Raw genomic sequence first — 22586 nt, forward strand, 5'->3', positions numbered from 1 at the left:
GGTCTAGTTGCCGCCAGCACGGCGGCGGGGGCGGCGCGGGGGTGCCTGGACTGGGCCCTGCCAGGTCAGGGCGATGGCGACCTCGGGCGGCAGATGTCCGAGCTGTGCGTCCTCGTCCCGCCCCTCGGCGAGGTAGACGACGGTCCGGCCGGTCTCATCCACGGACTGCACGACCTGCGCCAGGCGGTGCGCCATCGGAAAGAAGGGGTTCATGGCCTGGCGGACCGGAGCATCCCGGTCGCAGGCTGACAGCAGGTCGATGAGATCACCGACGGTCATCTCCGGGGTCGTCACGAACAGCCTCCTGGGGTGAGCGGAAACAGTGAGCGGTGAAAAGGGCGGGGCCCGACATCTGACCGGCCGCCCGGGCGAGAACTACTCGTGGGCGCGCTGTCGTACACGACGTGAGGTCTCCAGCACACGCGCCACGGCGGCGGCGACGATGTCGGCCGGCGTCTCGATGTCGAACGACAGGTGGTAACCACGCACCTTGACCGTGCCGGACACAGCGATCTTCCATCCCTCACCGTCCGTACCGGGACGGCCGAGCGGGAACCAACCGAGGTAGAACCGGCCGTCCTTCGAGCTGACGTGCACGTCCGCACGGTCGTCCACAATCAGGTGGAAGTCCTCTGCGGAGAACTGGTCCATCACCAGCGTGGGCTGGCCGGGTCCGAGCTGCCACTCACGCAGCCGCAGGGCTTCAACGGTGGTAGCGAAACCGGAGCCCACGGGCGCTACGGTCACGGGCATTCACCTCTCTGACCTGGGGTTTCTTGCAAGGTCGTCTAGGTTGACATGCCCTCACGCGCGTTGGCCAGTCTTTCCGCGATCTTTCCTGTCTGCCCCCGGCGAACTGCTGTCCTTGGACAGCGAATCCAGTCGTCCGCCCCGCGCTGACTTGCGGCGATTAACTCCAGTCGCTGCTATCGAACCGAGTCGTGCCGCATCCGGCGTGCCCAGAACCACGAAGCGAAGGAGGGCCGACGGCATGCCATCGGCCTCTCAGGTTGTGGGGACGAGGAACTGGTGCGCGCCCCGCAGCGTGGTGCGCAGCTTGCGCTGCGTCGAGCGGCTGTCGAGGCGGATTTCGAGGGGCCCGGGAAGGGTGCTGTCGGCCCGCAAGCCGGTGGCCAGTCGCGATGCGTCGAGTCCGTCGCGTCGGGCGATGAGCACGCCCAGTTCGTGCCGGCTGAGAGCCTGGTTCCCGCCGAGGTGGTGGACGCCGGTCGTGTCGCCCGACGCGAGTTCGAGGAGCGCTGCGGCCAGATCACTCGCGTGGACCGGGCATCGGAAGTCATCTGTGAAGAGGACGCCTTCGCGGGTGCCGGTGGCCAGTTCGTGGACGGTGCGTTCGTGCTCGGACTGTCCGTCGCCGATGATCAGCGAGGTGCGGGCCACGGCTGCGTCCGGATGGAGCAGAAGCACCGTTTCCGCGGCGGCCTTCGCCGCTCCGTACGGGGTGATGGGGTCGGGCCTGCAGTGTTCGTCGTAGGGAACGTGACTCTTGCCGGAGAAGACGGCGTCGGTGGAGACCTGGATCATTCTGCTTCCGGCCTTCGCCGCGGCGATCGCGAGGCGGACGGGTCCCTCGGCTGTGACTGCCCAGTTGGCCCCGCCGCTCGATGCATTGACGATGACGCGAGGGTTCACCTCGGCCACGACCGCGTCCACGCTCCCTGGATCGCGCAGGTCGAGGCGGCGCCAAGTAACCCCCGGAGTACTGCCGGGCCTGGTCGTGTAGGTCGCGGCCGTCGGGCGCCCCGCCGATAATGCTTGCCGGACCAGCTCGGTGCCCAGGAACCCGGACCCACCCACGATCAGCAGCGTCATGAGGCGACACCCTAGACCGGGCAGGGCCCGGTGATGGCGAGAATGTGCGCGGAAGCATCGGTGAGGGCAGCGTGCGCGTCCGCGATGTGCGCCGCGGAGAGGGCTGCTTCGTACATGTCCGTGGTGACAGAGCGACTGGCTTCGTTGTCCAAGGTCAACTGCCGTTCCGAGTCATTTCGCGTCGACCTCACCAAGTCACCCCAAGGAAAGGGGTAGCCGACCGGGGGCCTGTAGGTGCATGCTGGCCCGTTTCCCATCGTGAGGAGAAGTACATGGAGATCCGGTCGCTTGAGGAGTTGCGCGCCGCGGATGATCTGTCGCTGGCGTTCAATCCCTACGGGCTCGGCGGCCGAATGAAGCCCGAGGACTCTGCGGAGTTCCAGCAGCGTCAGATCGACGACTGCGACCTGGCGGCGGGTGTCGCGGCCGGAACACGCGACTCCTTCGAGCGGCTGCGCACCGTCTTCGCCTACGGCGTGCTGTGCTACGACGTGTACACCATCGTCGGCGACCAGGCGCTCCTCATCTACGAGCAGGCGTTGCGGGACCGCTTCTTGGAATGGTGCGCAGGCACCATCACCTTCCGCGTCCCCCAGGCCCCGGACGTCTCCTACGCCGTCACGTCGTACGACGACGTCAAGAAGCGCGCAGACAGGATGACGCGACAACGCGCGAAGCTGGTCGTCGCCAACCAGGCCATCGAGTTCAACGGGATGCTGCACGGGCTCCGCCTGTGGGCGCGTACGGCGGGTCTGCTCCGCGGGCGGCGCAGCCGCGCGGTCGAGGAGGCGCTGGCCAGGCTGCGTAACTACGTTGCCCATCCCTCCGGCCACCATGTCGACACCCCCGTCGTGGCGGCCCGAACCGTGCGGGATCTGGCGGAACTGATCAACCAGCTGTGGGGGCAAGCCACTCCCGGTGGGCGCCTGTACCCGGCACCTCTGCGCCGGGAGGTCGCTGTGCTGAGCTGGAACGGTTCCGGGCGGGCTCGGATGGAGCCCGCCCACGCTCTCACCGCCCCCGGCCCCATGGAAGATCAGGAGGACGACGAGTACCAACACGTCGTGGTGCGCGCCATCCCCTTCGTACCGGGCAGTCGCTGGGACGATACTCACTGGGCAGAGTTCGACACCCGCTACGAGACCACGCAGTTCCCGACAGATTATCTGTGGGGGCCGGGCACCCGCGAGGAGGCGCAGGCGTGGCTGGAGCAGGAGCGTCCTGAGGGGGACAGCGTCGACTTCACCGACCGGGTGTTTCTTGTCCAGGATCACGGTCGCCTGCTGCCGCCGATGCGCCCTGCCGTAGCGGCCGGGCTACCCGACGACGAGCGCCTCGGAGTCTGGCATGCCGTGCGAGCCGACTTTCCCGACGACGCCTTCGCGCACGTCCGAGGCTCCGGAGATCGCAGCGCCGGTCATGCCCGCCGCCCCGGTAACTGTCCTGCCTGTTCTGCTGAAGTCCTTGGCTCCGGCTCATACGACCAAGCTCTTCGCGCTGCTGCAGCCGCTCTCGGACCAATCCAGGCGGTTCAGCTGCCCTCCGTCCGGCTCCCCTTGTCGACCTTCTGGCCCGACCGACCGTGAGCAGTGCAACGCGGGCAGGCGTGTGGACAGGCCAACAACGCCGGTCGCCTTCGGCATGGCCGTGAATGCGCCATGCCGACGGGAGTCAAGCAGATCGGCGGCCCGCCGCCCCGCGGCAGGAAGGATCCTGAGCCGTGCCAGAGTGATCCGTATGATCCCCGCACACGTCCCTGACGAGCCGCCGCTGACCTACGCCGACAGCTTCGACATACCGGTCCTGTTTCGCAACGGACCTGCAGACAAGCCCCGGAGGCAGTGGCGGACGGCCAAGCACAAGGCGTGGGCCGGATCGGGCGGATTCCCGGCGGCCGACGGCTGGTACGCGCCGACCACCACATGGCGGGAAATCATCAAGGCCGCCACCGAAGTCGGCCGCGACGTCACACCGCACCTGCAAAACCAGCCGCGCTACGCACACGGGGAACTCCTCGCCCGGATCTCCCCGCTGTACGCCTACCTCGGCGCGCATCCCGTGAAGCCCCGACATCCCGTGCCAGGCGCTAAGGGCAGGCGCCTCACCTGGAACCCGGTCTACGCCCACGGGACCGAGCGCAGCGCGAAGAATGCCGCCGGCTACCGGCTGGGCATGACGATGACGGAGTGGGCCTGCCGCTCGCTGCTCGGCCTCGGCCAGACCGAACACCTCGAACTCGGCGGCCCCGTCCCGGCTCTGCACAAGACTTTCAAAGATCCGAAGAAGAAGCTGCCCGACCTGTGGGGGCACCACGAGGCAGAGGAGCTGTACTGGCTGATCGAGGCCAAGGGTGGCGATGTCGGTGTCGGCACACTTCGCAAGGGGTGGGCGCAGTTGGCGGCCGGCAGCAAAGTCCTCGGCGCGTACGCGCACCGCACCGTCCTGGTCGGGGCGTCCGTACGGCCCGGTGACGACCTCTTCCTGACCATCGACCACGACCTGCACCCCGGCCAGCCGCCGCTCGCCCCCGACGGGTCCGACACCGCCGACGACGCGGCGGGCCCCGGCAACCTGGAAGACCAGCTCGGCGACAGCGACGACGCGCTCATCGGCGCGGCCCGCGCGCAGATGCTCGCCTACCTGGCGCTGCGCTCGGCTCCCGCCTCACAGTTGCGTACCGTGCCGGTTCCCGCCGACCGCGCTTCCCGTCACCGGCGCTCCGGGCTGACCACGCCCCTGGAAGGCGATGGCCTCACTTTCGCCATGCGGGCCGACGCCCGCCGAGCAGTGACCGGTGCGGAGGAGCACATCCTGCGCGCCGGTATCCGCTCAATGGGCCTCGACGACTTCCTGAGCTGCCGCATCCCCGGAACTGAGGTCCACCTCGGCATGTCTCGGAAGTTGTTCGCCGCCTGCGAGCGCCTCCACGAGGAGGACCTCGCCATCGCCCGGCGCACCCCAGGGCTGCGCGCCGAGGACCAGCCGGCCGCCCACCTGGAACTCAGCGACGAGGCCCAGGAAGTACAGGGGCTCACCCAGCGGCGCATCTTCCGCGAACAGCAGGAGGAAGCCCGCCCACGGCTGCGTTATCTACTCCGCGACGCCTATGAGCAGGGTGCGGCAAGCAACTGGAGTGACCTTCTACGCCGTCCTCGGGAGCCAGAACTCGACCTGGAGGGAAACGTGGGTCTCCTCGAATCGGCGACACCGGAGACATACCTGGCCGTCAGCCGCTACGACCTGCCCCCCGCCCGCGCCTAGCCCGACCCCTGGCGTGCCCGCCTCTCGTGGTGGCGAGGCCGGTCAAGATGTGCCCTTCCGCCAGGAGGCACCGAGTTCCGCGAGCCGCCCTCGAAGGGCGCCGCGCTGTTCCTCCAGGTCCTGTGAGGCGGGCGAGAGGAGATAGACGTTGTCGCGGAAGGGGCGGAATCCGAGGCTCTGCCATCCCTGGGCGATCTTGGTTTTCACGCGGTCCCACTCGGCCTGGTCTGTCAGACGCCGGCTGCTGAGGTCGGTGATGCCAGGTGAGCAGGCGATGGCCCGGCAGCCGGCCATGAGCCGGTGGATCACCTCGCAACCGAGTACGGCCGCCAGTCCGTGCCCACGCCACGGGGGATCCAGCGTCACCCGGTCCATGACGAGCAGCGCGGAGCCGACGTACTCCAGCAGCTCGCTGACCTCGCTGGTGAAGAAGCCCGTCTCGGGATCGAGGAGCACCTGGGCGGTTTCGTACAGCTCCTCGGATTCCTCTTCCATCGCCCGGAACGCATTCCGGCCGCGGTCGAGGTGGACCCGGTAGAACGTCATCGACCCCACGGTGGCGTCCTCGACCGTGCGCGCGGGGCACTCCCCGGTGACGCAGTTGCCCGTGGCCGCCGGCCCCTGGCCTCCGTCGTGCACACGCCGACGGTGGAGGACGGACACGCTCCATCGCTCCAGCGTGTCGGCCTGCGGGGTGTCCCAGAGTTCGTCGTCGTAGGAGATGCGCAGGTACAGGTCGGAGGGGTCACCTGGAAGCTGAGGCCGCTTGCTCACCCGGCGAGGTCCTGCACGATGGCGTCAAGGACAGCGCCCGAACCCTCGATGGGCGTGGGCATAACGACACCGATCACCGTTCGGTGCGCGGCACCGCCCGACAGCAGCGACGGCTCGGGGTTCTTGGTCACGATCCGCAGGAACGCGTGTCCGGGAGCCCCCTCGATCCGGTAGCCGGGTTGGAGGCGAGAGAGCCATCCGTGGTCCACTGCCACCGCGGCGCCCTGTAGCGCGCCGATACGCAGGCCGCGGGTCACCCAGGCCGACCAGGCGACCTCGCTCCAGTCCGCGCCGTCGGCCGGGTCCGGAATGACGTCTGAGAGGTCGGGGTGCTGCTCAGCCACCCAGCGCGAGGGCTGCGCTTTGCGGAGGACCCACTGCCCGTCCCGGCCGACCTCACCAGGGTCGAGCCCTGGGGTGAGGCGCATGTCGAGAGCGACGTGGCCGTCGGTGATCCGGTCGCCGTGCACCCAGACCTTGTCCTTATTGACGACCCAGTCGCAGAGCCGCTCCATTGACGCTGTCACTCGTTGTGCTCCCAGGAGAGATCGTTGCCCTTCCACAGTAGGGCGGGGAGCAGGGAAAGCCGCTCTCCGACGACCTTTCCGCCTGCGGCCGACGCGAAAGCCACGCTCCGGGCGACAGCCCCGCGTGACCATCGCACGCGGAGAAGCGGCGGCCGTCATCGAGGCCGCGCGGGGCTCGAACAACAGCACGGCGGTATGTCGGCATGAGTGGTGGTCACAGTCGTGGGGGTCGGTTATCAGATCCGCCAATCCCATGAGCGCGTGAGTCAAGCGTGGAGGCTAGCTGCCGACCGTCACGTGCCGGGTCGCGGGTCGGGCGCGAGCGTGATGGTCATCCAGGGCGCCGCCGCCTCGCGGTAGCTGTGTCCGACCGGGGCCAGTTCGGCGCTCCGGGTGAGGCTGAAGATCGTCACCATGATCATGTCCGAGCCGTCCGCGACAGAGGTGAGCTGGGTGTGGCAGCGCTGGCAGGATCCTCGGTGAAGAGTCGGCCAGGTGGAGAAGTATGCCGGCTCCCCTGCCGGGCCCGTCCACTTCAGGGCGTCCCTGTGGAAACCGACCCAGGCCATCGCGGGAGAACCGGACAGGCGCGTGCAGTGCTCGCACGAGCACAAGTGCGGGTCGTCCGGGATGCCGGACGCCTCGTACGCGTGATCGCCACACTGGCAACGCCCAGTCCACAGGTCGGGGACGACGATTCGCTCGGCCACAGGAACGGCTCCTTTGGTACGGGAAAGCTGATACCGGCGGCAGTGTGCCGCACCCAGGCGACATCGCGCTGGCGTTCGACACCGGCCGACCCCCACGCGGTGGCGAGTCCACTCTTGAAGGCGAATATCCATACGGGCCTTCACGGTTGGGCGTCGCTCTACGCAAGGGTCACGCGTGTGCGGCGGGTGGCGCCCCGCCTCCGTTCGCATCGGACCCGCGCCTATGCCAAAGCCCCCGGAATCAGTGGGTGCATTCCAGGGGCTTTGCGGAGGGCCGTGGGTGGGTCAGCTCGCGGAGGAGCCGTCGTCGGTGGAGTTGTCCGTGCGTCGGCGACGGGCCGCGAAGAGAGTGCCTCCGCCAGCGGCGATCAGGACTCCGGCGCCGCCGATCAGCCACGGGGTGGCGTCGGCGCCGGTGTGCGCGAGCGAGCCGGAGGGAGCCGGCGAGGCGGTCTCGTTGGAGGTCGGAGTACCCGAGGCAGACGGCGCCGGGGTGTCCTCGTCCCTGCCGGGCTTGTCCGGGGAGGACTTGTCGCTCGGCTTCTCGCTGGGCTTGTCTGTCGCCTTCTCCGCGGGCGGCGGGGTGGTGGCGGTCTTGGCGTTGGTGACGGTCACGGTCACGGGATCGCCCGGCTTGGCCTTGAACGCCTTCGAGGGCTTGTAGATGTTGTAGCCGGCAGGTGCCTTCACCTGCTTGACCCAGAAGTCCGTGCCGGTACGGGAGTTGATGGGCAGCTTGCCGCTGGCCGTTCCGTCGGCGCCGGTGGTCAGCGTCAGGATGGTCTTGTCGCCGCTGCCGATGTTGACCGTGGATCCGGCCAGCAGCTTGCCGGTCTTGTCGTCCTTGCCCTTCAGCAGGACCGAGGCGGCCTTGAACGGGTCGACGATCGTGAGCCGGGTGGCGTTGCCCGGGGTGACGATGACGTCCTGGTCATCGGCGGTGTCGTGAAGGCTGCTGCCGCTGGAGATTTCTTTGAGGCGGTAGACGCCCGGCGCGAGGTCGGAGAAGGTCAGCTTCCCCTGTGCGTCGGTCTTGCCGCGTCCGGCTTCTTGGCCGGCGGAGTCGAGCAGAAGGAACGCGGCGCTGGGGAGCGCGTCCCCGGCCGGGTCCTTGGCGGTGATCTCGACGCTGCCCGCGTCCGGGGCCGGTGTCTCGGCGGACGCCGAGGGGGTCGGTTCGGAGGGCTGGGCGCTCGCGGCCGGCGCCCAGCTGAGGGTGCCGGTCACCGCGACGGCGACGGCGGCGGATCGGACAAAGCGTGCGTGCACGAGGGGAGGACTCCTTGGATCAGAGGGTGGGGAAGGTCAGCGGGTTCGCCCAGCAACTGGGGCGGGAGGTGGCGGGGCGACAGGTGTGCTGCCGTGAGGCTGCTTGGGTGTCGTGGTGGCGATGTAGAGGGCGCGGCGGGTGTGGACGGGGACGTCCTGGACGGTGCGGTGCAGTGGCTCGGTGGAGATCAGCGAGGCGGTGAAGGCCGCGACGAGCGTGGTGGGCGTGCCGAACGAGAAGCGTGCCGTCCAGTGCGGCTCGCTGGGGTATCCGCCCCAGGCCCGCCAGGCCGGCCCGCTGGAGCCGTTGATGGCGTAGCGGTGGCGTAGGCCGCCGAGTCCCTCCGGGGTGAGGAACGTCTGTGTGCCGTCGGTCTTGACGTCGTGGCTCCACCCGCGGGTGAGCAGCGGCACGTACGCCTCGTGCGGTGCCGTCTCGTCCTTCAACAGCCGGTCGTGGTCGCTGTACCGGTCTTCGAGGTAGAGGTCGAGCAGCTCCGTGTGGACGTCATGCAGCAACTCGACGGGGGTGGCGGCGTCGAAGGTGATCCGCCAGGCCGGCGGCGTGAACGGGGCCCGGCGCGCGCTGACGGTCCACGTACCCTGGCCGCGCTGGTCGGGCCTGGGTTCGTACGTGGTCTGCAGTCGCAGGCACGGGCTGAACGCGGCGGCCGTGCCGTCGTCGGTCTGGGCGAACGGCCAGCCCTCGTCGTAGGGGAAGGCCCATGCGGTACGCGGGTCGACGGCGCCGGGCCCGGCGAGGTGGCGGGGAAGGACCTGCACGGTCTGGGCGGGGTCGAGGTTTTCAAAGGGGTGGCTCATCACGGGCAGGGCTCCTGCTGGAAGAGTGCGGAACGCGGGGGCTGGCGGTGGGGGCGGCTCAGCGGGCGCGGGCGCCACTGCGGGTGATCGGCATGGCGGGAGACGTGTGCGCGGTCCGGGCTGCGGCGCGGCTCGGCGCGGACGCGGTCCAGGCGCCGGGGAACCAGACGGCGGTGTACTGCTCGATGGCGTCGCGCAGCCCGGTGGTGACGGCTCCCTCCCACGGAGGCCGGCCGGGGCGGTGGTACGTGTCGAAGGTGCCGTGCTGCTTGGTGTTCGGCCGGGTGTTGGTCGCTTCGTCGCGGCGGTGGAAGGTGCCGTGGTCGAGGAAGCTGAGGACGACGGCGTCGATCTCGCCGCGGTCCGGGTGGACGACCGCCAGGCGTAGGCCGCCGTAGGTGTCCGCGTGGATGGTGCCGGTGAAATCGATCCGCAGCCGCAGCGGTACGCCGGGGACGGGAGCGGCGAAGTACGTGTTGCCCACGACCGTGCTGTCGTGGAAGGGGAGGCACAACTCGGCGAAGAACTCCGGGGCCTGCAGGGACAAGGGGGGTCTCCGGTAGGGGTCGGGCTGGTCCTATCGGCGTGGACCGGGCAGGGCCGGTCGGCTGGTGGTGCTCCAGCGCGGGACGCTGGCCGCGGGGAGCGCGGCCGGGCGGCGGGATGCGGCGGCCCGCTGCACGTCGAGCGGGGTGGGGGCCGCCGGGCCGGGCGGAAGGATCGGGGTGAGCTGGGCCATGCCCTTGATGTAGCTGAAGGTCTCCTCGCGCCACCGGGGCAGGGGAGCCGGATCGGCGACGCACTCGGTGACGGCGGTGAGCAGGGCGACGGGCGTGTCGGTGCTGGCCGTGGCGTACCAGGCGGGCCGGTCGATGGACTTGCCCGCCCACAGCTGCCACCGGGCGTCGCGTGTGGTCAACTCAGTTTCCGGATCGAGGTCGCCGGTGGTGAACTCCAGGCCGGCCAGCCCGTCGGGGGACTGGACCGCGAAGACGCCCCAGCGCGGGCGGTCGATCTCCCAGCCCTGTTTCAGCACGGGCACGACAGCCAGAAAGGGATCGTGTTCGTCGACCCCGGCGGCCGGCCTGGCGAGGTACGCGTCCGGGCCACGCCCGTACGCCTCGGCGAGAGCAGTGGTAAAGGCGCGGACGAACTCGGTGGGGACGCGGTCGTTGAAACAGACGCCCCACTCCGGCGGGCCGAACGAGTCCTTGTAGGCGTTGATGCGCCACAGACCGTCGTCGTCTCCCTCGGGCAGATAGCCGAGTCGGACGCGGTGGTCGGGCGCGGTGACGTATGCGTTGCCGAGGTCGTCGTGACGCAGGTCGAAGCCGAGCGCGAGCAGCGGTTCCAGAGCCGGGTCTCCGGCGGAGGTGCTGGCGGCGAGGTAGCGGGGGGAGACGTAGGCGTCGCCGTCGATCTCTTCTGTGTCGGGCACGAAAGTCCTGAGGGTTGGGCCGGAGGGTGAGCGGCGCGGTGCGCGGTCAGGAAGCGGTGCCGACCGCGAGGGTGGGCAGCAACTGTCGTTCCAGGTGGGCGGGTTGGCCGGTGTAGTGGAGGGTTCGCAGGCCCAGCTGGGCGGCGGCCTGGCAGTTGTCCTCGCGGTCGTCGACGAACAGCACGCGTGCTGGCTCGGCGACGCCGGTGGCGGCCAGGGCGTGTTCGTACACGGCCGGGTCGGGCTTGCACAGGCCCAGGCGGGCGGAGTACAAGGCGTGGTCCATCAGCTCGCGCCGCCAGACGGTGGCGTCCAGGACGTCGCTGAGGTGGGCCGGGGCGTTGGAGAGCAGCACCATCGGCAGCTCCGCGGCCCGGGCGCGGTACAGGACATCGAGGACGCGCGGGTCGGTTCGGGTCCACATGGCGGTGTCGGCGGCCCGCAGGGTGCGCAGCAACCGTGGGCCGGGGTGGTGTCCGAGGACCTTGGCCCAGTAGGCCAGATCGCTCAGTTCCCCTGCGTCGTAGGCGTTGCGGGGAGCCCAGAAGGCGTCCTGGAACGAGGGGAGATGCTGGTCGGGCCACTCGGCGAGGTCGGCGAGCCGGGTCCACATGGCGGTGCTGGGCTGGAGGCCGAGGACTCCGTTGTAGTCGAGGATCAGGGCGTCCACGCCGCTCGGGGAGGCGGAGGTGCGGGTCAAGGGGTCGTTTTCTCCAAGGCTTTGGGTGCGAGCACGGCGACGCTTGCGGCGAGGAGGGCGGGCAGCAGCAGCGCGTGCGGCAGTGCGGTGACGGTGGTGAGAGCGCCGATGAGGGCGGGACCGGCAAGAAGGCCGACATAGCCGGTGACCGCGACGGTGGCGACCGCGCGGGGTCCGCCAGTGCCGGCGGCGGTGATCAGACTGGGGATGGTGACGGACAGGCCCAGGCCGAAGGCCGTCCAGCCGAAGAGGGCAGAGGCGGTGGTGGAGCCGGCCAGTCCGGTGGCGAGGCCGAGCGCGGCCAACGCGGCGCCGGTGCGCACGACGGTGTCCGCGCCGAAGCGGGCGGTGAGCCGGTCTCCGGCGAGACGGCCTGCGGCCATGGCGGCGCTGTAGCAGCCGTACGCCGCGGCGCTGGTCGCGGCTGTCGCGCCGAGGTCGTGCAGGTGGACCGAGGCCCAGTCGGCAGCGGCTCCTTCGCCCAGCAGCGTGGCGGCAGCAAGTGCGCCCAGCAGCCACAATCGGCGCCGGGACAGCCTCCTCTGCTCGGGTGAGCCTGGTGCAGCACCGTGGTGGACGGCCTCGAGTGCGGGGCTGGCGACGGTGCGGGTGAGTCGCGTGGTCGCGCTTGCCGCCGCGGCGGCTCCGGCTGCCACTGCGGCGAACAGAACGGTGTGTGAGGTGTGGGCGGTGGTGGCGGCGAGTGCGGCGCCGAGGAGGGCGCCGAGGCTGTAACTTGCGTGCAGCCGGCCCATGATGGGGCGGCCGTGGGCGTCCTGGCATCGGACCGCTGCGGCATTTGCTGCGACGTCAAGGACGCCGTGCGCGATGCCGAAGGCGAACGCCGATGCCAGGAGGCTGTCCAGACTGGAGCAGAGCCCGAGGGCGGCAAGACCGGCGGCGAGCGCTATAGCACCGCCGGTCAGCAGCGCGGGCAGTCGGGCCGGGCGGGCGAGGCGTCCACCTGCCTGGAGTCCGGTGACCATGCCGAGGGCGGCGGCCAGCAGGACCAGGGCAAGCCCGGCGGTAGTCACCTCTGCGGCGTTCTGAACGGCGGGCATGCGCGCGCCGAAGATGGCCATCGCCACACCCAGTCCGGCGAAGTACCCGGTTAGCAAGCGGCGGCTGCGCACCAGCTCGTGCGTTGCGGTCTGTCTCACGCGGCGCCCTGCCCGGTAGTCGGGGCCGTCGGCGGGAGCGGGGCGACCTGGACGTCGAGGTTGCGGTACGCCTCCTGGGCGCGGGCTTCGGCGACAGCGGCGGTCGGCCCGGTGGTGATCAGGAAGCCGATGCGGGCGGTGTACAGATCGCCGCCGTCTTGTGGCAGTACGAGCGGGTCGCCGGCCTGTCGCTGAAAGCGCACACGCTCCAATCCCCCGACGTGTGCCGTCAGGCGGCGGGCGGTGAGGGTGCCGGAGTAGGCGGGGTAGACGAGGCGAATGGCTGCGGCCTGGTGGCGGTTGGGCGTCAGGTCGGGGGTATGTCCGCAGGCGATGTCGGCGGCGGCCCGGGCGAGGTCGACGCCGGTGGCCAGGTGGACGAGGTGGCCGATCATGTCGCCGCCGAGGCGCGCGTTGACCTCGATCAGCCGGGGCCGGCCGCCGACCAGGCGCATCTCGACGTGCTGCACGCCGTCGGTGATTCCCAGGGCCTTGATGGCAGCGCCGGCGGTCGGCGCCACCGTTGCGAGGAGCGGATCGGCGGCGTCGACGGTGTGGCCGGTCTCGTCGAAGTAGGGTGCGGGGCCCAGGCGCTTGCGGGTCACGGCGACGGCGGTGGTGGTGCCGCGGTGGGTGACGCATTCGACGGAGACCTCCGGTCCGTCGAGGTACTCCTCGACCAGGACGCCGCTGTCCTCGCGGCTGCGGTGTGCGCCGGCCGAGGCGAACTCGAAGGCTGCGGGCAGCTCTTCGGGCCGGTCGATGCGGATCACGCCGATGCTGCCGGCCGCTGCGGCGGGCTTGATGACGGCGGGGAAGCCGAGGGTCCTCGTCGCCCTTTCAGCCTCCCGCAGGGTCCGGGCGGTCATCGAGGCTGCCGACGGCACTCCGTGGCGGGCGAACAGCGTGCGGGCGGTGGCCTTGTTGCGGCAGGCCCGCATCACCTCGACGGGGTTCGCGGCCAGACCGAGCGCGCGGGCGAGGCGGGCGGTGGGGACGAGGTTCCATTCGTCCCAGGTGACGACGCCGTCAAGGTCGTGTCGTTCCGCAAGAGCCCGGCCGGCGGAGAGCAGCGCGGTGGTGTGGTGCAGATCGGCGACGGCGTGGTCGACGATGTGCGGCTTCTCCCACGATGGCTCGGCGCCGGTCAACAAGACGATGTCGTACGCGGCGGCCACCTGCTCAAGGCAGTTGCCGCGATCCGCCTCATCGCCCGGGGAGACGACGAGTACGAGGGGGCGAGCGGACAAGAAGGGGTTCTCCGAGTCGGTAGGCGGCAGGTCGAGGGAAGGGAAAGGGGATGTCTCAGGCGGCGCGGCGGCGGCGCAGCTCGAACACGCCGGCCCAGTGGGGGTGGTCGTCGATCAGGCGGCGGGCGTAGAGGGCGGTGAAGTTGTTGTTCAGCCCGGCGACGCCGTACGGGAGTTGGCGGCGCAGGTCTTCGAAGAGGTCCTTCAAACTGACCCGTGTGGCGCCGGCGGCCAGGCGGCGGGCGGCCATGCGTTCCAGAGCGCGGTAGACGTGCGGATTGTGTGCGTCGAAGGCGTGGAACTGTTCGGTGATGGTGCGACCGCTCGCGCGGTGCGATCTGAGGGCGGCGATGGACATGAGGTTCTCCACAGGCTGGGGAAAGCGCGGCAGGGTCAGGTGCGCAGGGCGGGATCGGTGCGCAGGCGGGCGAACGCGTACAGCAGGCCGAGGGCCTGCAGACCGGCGCAGACAGTGATGACGTAGCCCAGCGCGTCGGGCGGGGTGAGCGCGGTGAGCACGCCAGCGACGGGGAAGGGCAGCAGGAGGACGAGAATGGTCGCCGACAGGGTGCTGCCGAACTTCTCCGGGGGGATCAGGCGGGAGCGCAGGGTGCGCAGGACCACCGTCATGCCGCCGTCGGCCGCCATGAGGACCGCGACCAGGACCAGGTAGGACCAGTAGTCGGGGGCCTGGGCGGCGGCGAGGCAGGCGAGCGAGGCGAGGGCGGCGCAGGCGGCGCCGACCGGCCACAGGCCCAGGCGGTCGAGCGCGAAGCGGCAGAGTGTGACGCTGAGGAGCGTCGCTGCGGCGGCTGCGGACCAGACCAGGCCGACGGCCGTGGTGGACTGCCCGAAGTGCTTGACAACTATTACCGGACCGGCCGCTTGGAGGAGTCCGGTGGCCAGGTTGGACAGGGTCAGCCCGGTCACCAGCCAGCCGAGTGCCGGAAGAGAGCGGATGGTGTGCCACCCGGTGAGGAGTCCGGCGCCGGACTGTCTCTTCGGAGCGCGGGCCGGGGCAACGGGTGAGGGGGGTGTACGAAGGGCGAGCATCGCGGCGAGAAGCGAGAGCACCGTGATCACCGCGAGCATCGTCGGCGGCCCGGCGAGCAGGAGAACCCCTGCGAGGGCTGGGCCGGCCAGGGTCGCGGTCTGGTCGACGCCAAGCAGGGCCGCCTGGACGCGGTGGGCCCGCTTTCCTGCCCGTCGGCCGGCGGCGGCGCCCGCGGTCTCGGCCGCGATGTAGCTGAACTCGGTGAGCACGCCGGTCGTCGCCGCCAGCACCATCACCGTTGCGCTGGCCACGGTGCCGGACGAGTGGAGTTGGAGCAGGACCGCGCCGGCGGCGAGGGCCAGCGCGCGTCCCAGGGAGGCGAGGTGGAAGACGACGGCCGCCCCGCGCCGGTCGACGATGGATCCGGCCCACCCGAACGCCGCCAGCCGCGGGATCCACTCCAGGGCGAACGCGGCGCCCGTCAGCGCGGGGGAGCGCGTGGTGGCCAGGACCAGCAGCGGGATGCCGTAGGTGGACATCGCGAACGCGAGGGCGTCCGCCGTGCGCGGCAGGTAGATGCTGCGCATCAGCCCGGCGCTGTGGCGTGCACGCGGGGGTGCAGCCGCTGTGCTCACGCGGCCGGCTCGGGCTCGGACACCCAGGTGATCTGAGGGTTGCGGGCCAGCCACTGGATCAGGAGGGTTCGGGGACGGACAAGGTCGCCTTCGGCCTCGTCGCTGGGCAGCCGCTCGGCGGACGGCCGCGGGAGGCCGTCGGCGCGCTCGGTCGCGAGCGAGGGCGCCAGGAGGTCGAGGACGTGGCGGACGCGACTGCTGAACTCGCAGACCGGTGCCGGGTAGGCGTGGCGGCGGGCCCAGCGGGCAACCGCGTCGTACAGGTCGGCCAACTCCGAACCCTGCTCGGTGAGTTCCAGACCGGCGCCGGGCGCAACGCGGACGAGATTGTGAGCGTGGGCCGTTTCAGTAGCGCGGCGTAGTTGGTGCGAGGAGAGGTCGGGAAGGGTAGCGGCCAGCCGCCGCGGTGGTATCGCCCCGTTGTCGTCGATCTCGGTGACCAGTCGGATCAAGGAGCGCGACGCCAGCAGCTCGACAGCGTGGCGTACTTCGGCAGGGGTGAAGAGGGTGGTCATCGGCGCGGACCTCCCGCCTGGATGGCCGCCTTCGGGCGGGCGGGCGTGGCGTGGGAGAAGAGATCGCGGTTGTGCCACGCCGGAGAGAACTCACCCGTCCGGGCCTGCGGGAGCGCCGCGGGGGCCAGCCGGGACTGGCTGCTGACCCACGGCCTCGGCGCGGGCTTCACCTGCGGGTGCCCCCAGACCGGGTGCTGGGCCGCCTGGCTGAGGGGCTGTCCGGCACACCATGCGGACAGGGCGCCCAGAACGGGGCCCAGGCCATCGCCCGCCGCGGACAGCCGGTAGGGTCGGCCGAGGCCCTCGGTGTCGACCAGCCCGTCGGCGACCAGCTGCCGCAGCGGCGGGTACACGTTGGTCCAGTCGCTGCTGGGCATCACGATCCGAGCCAGGGCCCGCCCGCTGACCTCCTCGCGGGACTTGAGCACCCACAGGAGGGCGGCGGCGTGCCGCCGGGTGAGCAGAGTGAGGCTGTCCTCGATCTGCTCGATCGCGGGCAACGGACGGTCCGCCTTCTCCAGATGCTCCTCGGCCCAGGTGACGATCAACGGCAAGACCGGCAGCAGGGCAGCACCACGCCCGGTGTGGCCGTAGGTCACATGCCGTGCGGTGTGTTCGGTGCGCTCGACGAGCCCGGCGTCGCACAGTGCCTTGAGCTTGGGGTGGAGCTGGCCGTTCTGCAGCCAGGACACCTTGGCCGCCAGCTCGCTGTAGCGCAGCGGCGGGCCGGAGAGTGCCAGCAGGATCCTCACGTTCCAGCGCGGGGTGATCATGGCGAGGGCCTCGGTGACCCGGGCGATGTCGGCTTCGGTGTCTGGGGGCAGTGCGGTGATGGCCAAGGGGAGGAACTCCTGGGTACGTAAAGGGAAATCGCCAGCGGATCAGCGGCTGTGTGCGGTGCTCTGGGCCGGAAGAGGTGGAGCCGGAACGGGCGGCGAGGGAGTCGGCGGGGACGGCGCTGGAGCTGGGACGCGGGCCAGGCTCTGCAGAACCGCGGCGACCGACTTGGCCTGGACGTCGCGGACTGCGACTGCCTCGGCGAGCCGGCGGGAGCCATCGAGAAGGTGGGAGACGTCGTGCTGGCCGATCTGCCGCTCGGGGTGGATGAGCTGGGCGAGGTGGACGCGGTGGACGTCGATGCTGCGCTCGGCGAGGGCGAGGTCGTGGTGCATGCCGAGCAGGGCAGAGAGCATGCCGGGCGGCTGGTCCTGGGCGTGGGCTTCGAGGTCGGCGAGCGGCGCGCCGTAGAGGTCCTTGATCCGACCGGCTACCTCGGTGGACGTGAGGTGGGACAAGCGGGGGCTTTCAAGGTCGGCGGGCCCAGGCCGCCCCGGCACGCGGGGGTGCCGGGGCGGTGGACGGGGGCAGGGTTGCGGTGATCTCGAGTTGTGCCGTGCGGACGGGGCGGGCCCGCTGGTCGGGCGGAGGCATGGTGCGCAGCAGCTCGCCGAGGGCGGCGCGGTAGCCATTGCGGGCGTCGAGGGCCGCTTCCAGCCACTGCGCGTCGAAGCGGAGCTTGTCCGCTGACAGTTCGCCCATGTCGCGGTCCGGATCCATGTCCGCGTGCACGCGGTCGCGGACGCGGGCGACCTGTTCCTCGGTCAGCGCCAGGAAGGAGCGCAGTTCCAGGGCACGGGCGAGGGCGGGCGAGGCATCGTGGCCGACAGCCGCCTCGTACAGTTCGGGAACCGGGTTCCCGAAGACCTTCTGCAGGTCGCCGTCCATGGTGCTTGCCTTGTCCCGGCTCATCGGACGGGCCTTCCCGCCCGCCACGCCGACGCGGGTGTGCCCGCGGGTCGGTGGGGAGCGCTGGTGTGTACCGCCGGCCCGGTTCGGGGGCGCAGACGGGCAAGGCGTTCGGCGGCGAGGTCCTTCTTCCCCGGAGCGTCCGGGTCGAGGAGCCACCGCACGACCAGGGCCCGGCCGTCGCGTGTGGTCACGGCCGCGTTCACGCGGTGGGCGAGGCCCATCGTCGGGTCGTCGACCTCGCTGGGCTGGGTTTCCAGCGCGGCGAGGAGGTCGTCCTCCGCGCGGTCGAGCACGGACTGCGCCTGGACGAGAAGGCCGTGCCACTTGACGACGTCGGTGGCGTCAGGGTTCGCGGTCGGCGCGGCGGCGACCGCGGCCTTCAGCTGGTCCATGTCCATGGCGAAGTGCGCTTCGATCCGTTCGGTGAGCACGCCCACGACATCCTCAGCGTCATCGGATATGCCGTCGGACAAAAGGAAAACTCCTGTTCTGGAAGGGCCGATGCCTGGGGGAATGTGAGGGGCGTCCGTGCCCGGCGGCCCAGTCGCTTTCCTGCTGAATGTCTGTCAGTCCAGGCACATGCGGGTGTCGCGGTACACGTATGTGCCGGAGACCCAGCCCTTGACGCCGGTCGTCTTGTCCGTGATGTAGAGCCAGTTGCCGCTCTTCTTGTGCACGGTGAACTTGTGGCTCTTGTAGAGCACTCCGAGCGCGGTGGACTTCGTGGTGGCCTTGGACCGGATGGTCACGGCCTTGGTGTGGACCTTGTACGGCAGCGGCGGGAGGTCCGGGCAGGGCGTCACGATGCTCGTGGCCGTCGAGGCAGCGGCGGCGGGGGCCGCGCTCGCGGGCGTAGTGGACAGCATCGGCAGAGCGATTACTCCGAGCATCGCCGCGGATATGGCAATTCGGGTGGAGCGCATGCGGAAGAAACCTCCGTGAAGGCATAGGGATTGCATGGAATGGCGCCGCGGGAGTTGTTCCGGCGGCTGTATAAGAGTCCGGAGAATCGCCGGTTTGGCTAACCGGCGATCGTCGGCTATGTTTCGCCGCCCGCGTCGGCTTTGGCGCTCAGCGCGAGCGGCCGGGTGGGCGTGGGGCAGGGGCCTTCGGCAGGGCTGCCGGGCGGCTGGCTGCGGCTGCCGGGCGGACCGGCGGCAGGGGGCCAGCCTCGCCGGTAAGCCGGTCGTCGCACCACTGCAGGGCCTCGCCCACCGTGTCGAAGCCGCCCTCGCGCAGGGTGTGCGTCCACGCGTCGGTGTCGACCTCCTCGACCACGACGCGGAACGGGCTTGGGGCTCGTTCGTCCAGGGCGCGCAGTGCCACGACGGTGACCGTGTCGTCCGGGTCGTCGCGGGTGTAGGAGTAGCCCATGGCGTAGTGGTCGCCGTCGCCCGCGAGGCGTCGCTCCAGCGCACGAGTCGCCTCGTCCGCCGGCGGTGGCCCCAGCTCGGGGTCGAGGCCGATGGCGTTCTGCGGGCAGCCACGGTGGACGAGCCAGGACTGCGCCATCGCGGGCAGCGGCACGCCGGCCTGCTCGAAGGTGAAGGTCCGCTTCTCTCGGTCCCGTTGCAGATGCACGGCGAGCAGCTGCGGCATACCAGGGTGTCCCCAGGTGGCGGTGCGGTCGAAGAGGACGTAGTAGCTGTGCGCGCCGTTAGGGGTGTGGTGTGCGGCGAGGGGGACGAGCATGTCCTCGTGGACGGCGACCTGGCGGTAGAAGTCGAGGTACATCTCCTCGTCGGCATCGAAGTCATCCAGCTCGAAGTCGACTTGGGGGATGGGCTTCCGGGCAAGCGCCGGTTCGGTAGGGGGCAACAAGGGCCTTTCGGTGGAGTTCAGCGCCGCTGCACCGGCGTGGACGGCGATGTGCCGGGGCGAGCCGGGAGCGTGGGTGCCCGTGTCGTGGGGGTCCGCCGGGCGGCGAACAGCGCGGCGCGTCCGGCGTCGGTGAGTGCGACCGGCTGGCCGGCGTGCACGGGGTGGCTGGTATCCCGTACGACCAGGCCGGCGTCCTCCAGTCGCTGCAGCTTGGCGTGTGGGATGCGGGTGCCGGAGGCGGCGGTGACGGATGTCCGGCCGGTCAGCAGGTGTTCGTAGAGCTTGGCGCCGCCGGCGATGGCGAGCAGCGCGGCCTGATCGTCCGTCGAGAGCTGCTGCGCGCTGGGCGCCGGGGCCGCTGCGGCGGCCTCGATGGGCTCCAGGGCGGCGAGTACCTTCCCGGCGGCGGCGTTCCGCGCTTCGGCGGCCTCCTCCAGCTGGTCCACGGTGCGGTCGATGCGCGTGAACAGGGCGCCATCGACGTCGAACTCGCCGCTGGAAAGGCGGTTGAGGAGGCGGAGGTAGAAGGTGACGCCGGTCTGGGTCTTAGCCAGCTCGCGGTGCTGGTCGACCAGGTGGGCGTGGGGCTCGTCGAGGATGCCGCGGTCGCGGTAGGCCCACAGGGTGTCGATGTCGTGGCCGGTGGTGGCTTCGATGCGGTGGTCGAGCGGGGAGACCGCACGCCGGGCTGGTGTCGGCGCGGGTTCAGGGGGCATAGGCGAGGCTCCGTGCGTTCAGCGGGTGTGGTGATGCGCGGGGTTGTGTGCGGGACGGGGCAGACCCGGCAGTGCGGTGGGTGGTGGACCGGGCCGGGGCGCGGGAGTGCGGGTGGTCAGCTGCGGGGAGCGGGAGCGGGCCGCGTGGGTGCGGGCGCTCAGCGGCCGGCGAGTCATCCCCAGGCGGCGACCGACCTCGTCGTAGACGTCGTTGCCCGCACGCGGCCGGACCGCGACGACGTGGATCTCCTTCGGATGCGCGGACTCCGCGGGCGCCGGGCGGACGCCGTAGACGACGCGCCAGTCCTTGCGCGAGTCCACGAACAGCTTGCGGTAGCCCTCCAGGTCACCGTCGAGGCGCAGTCCGAAGCGCTGCGCGTTCACGACTTCCTGCAGGTAGGCGAGGGTGAGGTCGCGGATATCGCTGGGGGCTTGGAGGAGATCGGTCAGCGCGCGGGGGTCGAAGCTCAGGCCGAAGGCGGGCTGTCCCTGTCCCGCGGTCATGACGTCGGCTCTGCAGGCCCGTCGGCTTCCGCCGTGGCCGCCGTCTCCGTGCGCGCGGACGGCGGCGGGCCGGGCAGAAGACGGTGCGCGGGCCGGTCGGGAGAGGTCATGCAGGCCGACAGCGGCCCGCCCGGTGCGCGGACGGCCGCAAGGGCGTGGGTGAGGAAGTCCCGGTGCCACACGAACAGGCCGCTCAATCCGGCTTCGGGGTCCTTGTGCTGCTGGTAGGCGAGCCACAGGGCGTGGAGCCAGGCCACGACATCATCGTGCTCCTGCCACTGCAGGCACCAGGGCGCTGCGGTGGTGACCTCCGCCCCGTAAACCGGGAGGAAGAAGTCGTCGATCCAGTCCGACAAGGCGTCGAGTTCGTCTTCGCGTTCCTCCCCGTCGAGTTCCAGGATTGGGCGGGGCTCCGGCGGAGCGGCGGCAAGCGGCCCGCCGAGCCCCGGCATGCCGAACGCGGCGAACGGCGATCCGCTCGGCTCCGGGGCGGACGCGAGGTGGTCGAGTTGCTGCGCCTGTTGCGCCGACTGCTCCATAAGCCGTCGGACGCTCGCCTCGATTCCTTCCAGCTGTGGATCGGGAATGCGTACCGGCTCCAACTCCCCATCGTCAGGGGGTTTTATGGGTTCGGGCATGAAGAAGTTGGGCCTCCTACGAGACGCGGAATGTGAGGTAGACGGAAGCGGCAATGCTCGGACCGGCCGGCGGGTGACAAGTCCACTTCGCCGGATTGCCGACTAGGGCGCCAGTCGCCTTGACGGGAAGCGCGCTCGCGGCTCAGGCGGTGAGAACCACGTCGTCTTGCGTGAGGGTCTCGCGGATCGTCTCGGTGAGCCGGTCAGCCGCGATCGCCGCGTAGTGCTCGGTCTTCTCCACGCCGATGAAGTCCCTGCCTTCCAGCAGAGCGGCCACCCCCGTGGAGCCGGAGCCGGCACAGAAGTCGAGCACAGTGCCGCCCTCAGGACTGATCTTGACCAGCTCGCGCATCACCTCGACGGGCTTCTGCGTGATGTGCTGACGCTTCGCCCCCGAGGGCTGCGAGGCCGAGTACATGCCGGGCAGATAGACGGGGTTCCGGGAGCCGTCGATCGCCCCCTTGCTGGCCCAGACGATGAATTCACAGTTCTGGGTGAACCGGCCCTTCTGGGGCCGTGCCTGCGGCTTGTGCCAGGCCAGTACCCCGCGCCACAGCCACCCGGCAGCCTGGATCGCATCCGTCGTGATCGGGAGTTGACGCCAGTCGGTGAACAGCAGCGCGGTCCCGCCGGTCTTGGTGAGGCGGTGGGCTTCGGTCATGATCTGCGTCAGCCAGAACCCGTAGCTGCGCTGGTCCATGTTCTCGCCGGTGAAGTCCGGGAGGGTGTGCTGGGCGTCGGCGGAGGTGTACTTCTGCTTCGCGGAGCGGGTGGTGCGCTCCTTCGCGGTCCTACCGCCCGAGTTGTACGGCGGATCGGTAATGACGGAGTCGACGCAGCCGCCCGGAAGGCCGGCGAGAACACTGAGGGCGTCGCCCTGGTGCAGGGAAAAAGGCAAAGAGGAACCCCTATTCGGGTGCGGAGTCGCGGAGAGAACTCACCGCCTCGCACAGAAATCCTCGCGGGCCGGAAGTGGGCATGCAGAAGCCCAGGGCCACAGACCGAGGAAGGCGAGGGGGGAGTCCAAAAACTGTAGAGGCGAAAACGCCGACGACCAAAAAGCTGGCGTGAGGTGCCGGATTCCGATACCTCACGCCAGCTTTTTGGTCAACCGCCGATCTGGGCCTACTGTTTTTGAACCGTCCGGCGCACACCGCCGCTGACTACTCCCCTGCCCCACCTCACGGAGGTACCCCCTTGTCCCGGCACACCTAGCTCACCGCCCGGCCACGCGGAGCGAGCGGCAACTCGCCCACACCGGCCCGCCTTG

The 22586-nt window shown here is 70.4% G+C and carries 28 protein-coding genes; 2 read left to right on the forward strand and 26 right to left on the reverse strand.

The features are described 5' to 3' along the window. Positions 1-3: 3 nt before the first annotated feature. The 3 genes from OHB00_RS18650 to OHB00_RS18660 form a co-directional block, all read right to left on the reverse strand. Positions 4-294, reverse strand: coding sequence for a hypothetical protein (locus tag OHB00_RS18650; protein ID WP_057608360.1), 291 nt, complete (start codon positions 292-294; stop codon positions 4-6). Between the two features lie 81 nt (positions 295-375). Then, on the reverse strand, positions 376-747 hold the full coding sequence (locus tag OHB00_RS18655) for a DUF317 domain-containing protein (protein ID WP_406436024.1): 372 nt from the start codon (positions 745-747) through the stop codon (positions 376-378). A gap of 258 nt (positions 748-1005) precedes the next feature. Further along, the gene (locus OHB00_RS18660; protein WP_406436025.1) at positions 1006-1833 is read right to left on the reverse strand and encodes an SDR family oxidoreductase; all 828 of its coding nucleotides are present in this window, start codon (positions 1831-1833) and stop codon (positions 1006-1008) included. 272 nt (positions 1834-2105) lie between these two features. Here OHB00_RS18660 and OHB00_RS18665 point away from each other — a divergent pair, with 272 nt between their 5' ends. Then, positions 2106-3419 carry a hypothetical protein gene (locus tag OHB00_RS18665; protein WP_406436026.1) on the forward strand — a complete coding sequence of 438 codons (1314 nt, stop codon included), beginning with the start codon at positions 2106-2108 and terminating at the stop codon, positions 3417-3419. Positions 3420-3570: 151 nt separating this feature from the next. After that, positions 3571-5094, forward strand: a complete 1524-nt coding sequence (locus tag OHB00_RS18670; protein ID WP_406436027.1) for a gamma-glutamyltransferase — start codon at positions 3571-3573, stop codon at positions 5092-5094. 42 nt (positions 5095-5136) lie between these two features. Here the strand turns inward: OHB00_RS18670 and OHB00_RS18675 are convergent, their stop codons facing one another. The 23 genes from OHB00_RS18675 to OHB00_RS18785 form a co-directional block, all read right to left on the reverse strand. Next, the gene (locus OHB00_RS18675; RefSeq protein WP_406436028.1) at positions 5137-5868 is read right to left on the reverse strand and encodes a hypothetical protein; all 732 of its coding nucleotides are present in this window, start codon (positions 5866-5868) and stop codon (positions 5137-5139) included. Beyond that, on the reverse strand, positions 5865-6395 hold the full coding sequence (locus OHB00_RS18680; RefSeq protein WP_406436029.1) for a hypothetical protein: 531 nt from the start codon (positions 6393-6395) through the stop codon (positions 5865-5867). Before OHB00_RS18680 ends, OHB00_RS18675 begins: the two co-directional genes overlap by 4 nt. A 293-nt stretch (positions 6396-6688) precedes the next feature. Beyond that, positions 6689-7105 carry a GFA family protein gene (locus OHB00_RS18685; RefSeq protein ID WP_307839306.1) on the reverse strand — a complete coding sequence of 139 codons (417 nt, stop codon included), beginning with the start codon at positions 7103-7105 and terminating at the stop codon, positions 6689-6691. A 285-nt stretch (positions 7106-7390) separates the two neighbouring features. After that, complete coding sequence (locus tag OHB00_RS18690; RefSeq protein ID WP_406436030.1) at positions 7391-8374, reverse strand: SpaA isopeptide-forming pilin-related protein; 984 nt, start codon at positions 8372-8374, stop codon at positions 7391-7393. A gap of 36 nt (positions 8375-8410) precedes the next feature. Then, complete coding sequence (locus tag OHB00_RS18695; RefSeq protein ID WP_406436031.1) at positions 8411-9196, reverse strand: DUF317 domain-containing protein; 786 nt, start codon at positions 9194-9196, stop codon at positions 8411-8413. Positions 9197-9254: 58 nt separating this feature from the next. Beyond that, positions 9255-9743, reverse strand: coding sequence for a hypothetical protein (locus tag OHB00_RS18700; RefSeq protein ID WP_406436032.1), 489 nt, complete (start codon positions 9741-9743; stop codon positions 9255-9257). Positions 9744-9773: 30 nt separating this feature from the next. Next, a complete protein-coding gene (locus OHB00_RS18705; RefSeq protein ID WP_406436033.1) occupies positions 9774-10634 on the reverse strand; it encodes a DUF317 domain-containing protein in 861 nt (286 codons plus the stop codon). Between the two features lie 46 nt (positions 10635-10680). Next, a complete protein-coding gene (locus tag OHB00_RS18710) occupies positions 10681-11334 on the reverse strand; it encodes an HAD family hydrolase (RefSeq protein WP_406436034.1) in 654 nt (217 codons plus the stop codon). Then, positions 11331-12494 (reverse strand): MFS transporter, encoded by a 1164-nt coding sequence (locus OHB00_RS18715; RefSeq protein ID WP_406436035.1) that lies wholly within the window; start codon positions 12492-12494, stop codon positions 11331-11333. Before OHB00_RS18715 ends, OHB00_RS18710 begins: the two co-directional genes overlap by 4 nt. After that, complete coding sequence (locus OHB00_RS18720) at positions 12491-13744, reverse strand: ATP-grasp domain-containing protein (protein WP_406436036.1); 1254 nt, start codon at positions 13742-13744, stop codon at positions 12491-12493. Before OHB00_RS18720 ends, OHB00_RS18715 begins: the two co-directional genes overlap by 4 nt. Before the next feature lie 55 nt (positions 13745-13799). Continuing rightward, complete coding sequence (locus tag OHB00_RS18725) at positions 13800-14102, reverse strand: hypothetical protein (protein WP_406436037.1); 303 nt, start codon at positions 14100-14102, stop codon at positions 13800-13802. Positions 14103-14137: 35 nt separating this feature from the next. Continuing rightward, positions 14138-15325: an MFS transporter gene (locus OHB00_RS18730; protein WP_406436038.1), complete on the reverse strand. Its 1188-nt coding sequence runs from the start codon at positions 15323-15325 to the stop codon at positions 14138-14140. 44 nt (positions 15326-15369) lie between these two features. Beyond that, the gene (locus OHB00_RS18735; RefSeq protein ID WP_406436039.1) at positions 15370-15888 is read right to left on the reverse strand and encodes a regulator; all 519 of its coding nucleotides are present in this window, start codon (positions 15886-15888) and stop codon (positions 15370-15372) included. Then, positions 15885-16727: a winged helix-turn-helix transcriptional regulator gene (locus OHB00_RS18740; protein WP_406436040.1), complete on the reverse strand. Its 843-nt coding sequence runs from the start codon at positions 16725-16727 to the stop codon at positions 15885-15887. Before OHB00_RS18740 ends, OHB00_RS18735 begins: the two co-directional genes overlap by 4 nt. A 42-nt stretch (positions 16728-16769) precedes the next feature. Continuing rightward, on the reverse strand, positions 16770-17183 hold the full coding sequence (locus tag OHB00_RS18745; protein WP_406436041.1) for a hypothetical protein: 414 nt from the start codon (positions 17181-17183) through the stop codon (positions 16770-16772). A 10-nt stretch (positions 17184-17193) separates the two neighbouring features. After that, positions 17194-17637, reverse strand: coding sequence for a hypothetical protein (locus tag OHB00_RS18750; RefSeq protein ID WP_406436042.1), 444 nt, complete (start codon positions 17635-17637; stop codon positions 17194-17196). Continuing rightward, positions 17634-18110: a hypothetical protein gene (locus tag OHB00_RS18755; protein WP_406436043.1), complete on the reverse strand. Its 477-nt coding sequence runs from the start codon at positions 18108-18110 to the stop codon at positions 17634-17636. Before OHB00_RS18755 ends, OHB00_RS18750 begins: the two co-directional genes overlap by 4 nt. 93 nt (positions 18111-18203) lie before the next feature. After that, a complete protein-coding gene (locus OHB00_RS18760) occupies positions 18204-18527 on the reverse strand; it encodes an SH3 domain-containing protein (protein WP_406445850.1) in 324 nt (107 codons plus the stop codon). Between the two features lie 181 nt (positions 18528-18708). Next, positions 18709-19458, reverse strand: a complete 750-nt coding sequence (locus OHB00_RS18765) for a hypothetical protein (RefSeq protein WP_406436044.1) — start codon at positions 19456-19458, stop codon at positions 18709-18711. A gap of 17 nt (positions 19459-19475) precedes the next feature. Next, the gene (locus OHB00_RS18770) at positions 19476-20174 is read right to left on the reverse strand and encodes a hypothetical protein (RefSeq protein WP_406436045.1); all 699 of its coding nucleotides are present in this window, start codon (positions 20172-20174) and stop codon (positions 19476-19478) included. A gap of 18 nt (positions 20175-20192) precedes the next feature. Beyond that, positions 20193-20678, reverse strand: a complete 486-nt coding sequence (locus tag OHB00_RS18775) for a hypothetical protein (RefSeq protein ID WP_062643714.1) — start codon at positions 20676-20678, stop codon at positions 20193-20195. Beyond that, the gene (locus tag OHB00_RS18780) at positions 20675-21217 is read right to left on the reverse strand and encodes a DUF4913 domain-containing protein (RefSeq protein WP_406445852.1); all 543 of its coding nucleotides are present in this window, start codon (positions 21215-21217) and stop codon (positions 20675-20677) included. Before OHB00_RS18780 ends, OHB00_RS18775 begins: the two co-directional genes overlap by 4 nt. Positions 21218-21458: 241 nt before the next feature. After that, positions 21459-22214 (reverse strand): DNA-methyltransferase, encoded by a 756-nt coding sequence (locus OHB00_RS18785; RefSeq protein WP_406436046.1) that lies wholly within the window; start codon positions 22212-22214, stop codon positions 21459-21461. Positions 22215-22586 lie beyond the last annotated feature (372 nt).

Origin of the sequence: Streptomyces sp. NBC_00631 (assembly GCF_045206895.1) — a bacterium.
Classification (GTDB): domain Bacteria; phylum Actinomycetota; class Actinomycetes; order Streptomycetales; family Streptomycetaceae; genus Streptomyces.

Coding starts and splice junctions, on each gene's coding strand:
- OHB00_RS18725 (WP_406436037.1), bottom strand. CDS start 14,102: ATGTCCATCGCCGCCCTCAGATCGCACCGCGCGAGCGGTCGCACCATC.
- OHB00_RS18735 (WP_406436039.1), bottom strand. CDS start 15,888: ATGACCACCCTCTTCACCCCTGCCGAAGTACGCCACGCTGTCGAGCTG.
- OHB00_RS18760 (WP_406445850.1), bottom strand. CDS start 18,527: ATGCTCGGAGTAATCGCTCTGCCGATGCTGTCCACTACGCCCGCGAGC.
- OHB00_RS18660 (WP_406436025.1), bottom strand. CDS start 1,833: ATGACGCTGCTGATCGTGGGTGGGTCCGGGTTCCTGGGCACCGAGCTG.
- OHB00_RS18670 (WP_406436027.1), top strand. CDS start 3,571: ATGATCCCCGCACACGTCCCTGACGAGCCGCCGCTGACCTACGCCGAC.
- OHB00_RS18780 (WP_406445852.1), bottom strand. CDS start 21,217: ATGGAGCAGTCGGCGCAACAGGCGCAGCAACTCGACCACCTCGCGTCC.
- OHB00_RS18665 (WP_406436026.1), top strand. CDS start 2,106: ATGGAGATCCGGTCGCTTGAGGAGTTGCGCGCCGCGGATGATCTGTCG.
- OHB00_RS18770 (WP_406436045.1), bottom strand. CDS start 20,174: ATGCCCCCTGAACCCGCGCCGACACCAGCCCGGCGTGCGGTCTCCCCG.
- OHB00_RS18695 (WP_406436031.1), bottom strand. CDS start 9,196: ATGAGCCACCCCTTTGAAAACCTCGACCCCGCCCAGACCGTGCAGGTC.
- OHB00_RS18750 (WP_406436042.1), bottom strand. CDS start 17,637: ATGAGCCGGGACAAGGCAAGCACCATGGACGGCGACCTGCAGAAGGTC.
- OHB00_RS18730 (WP_406436038.1), bottom strand. CDS start 15,325: ATGCGCAGCATCTACCTGCCGCGCACGGCGGACGCCCTCGCGTTCGCG.
- OHB00_RS18775 (WP_062643714.1), bottom strand. CDS start 20,678: ATGACCGCGGGACAGGGACAGCCCGCCTTCGGCCTGAGCTTCGACCCC.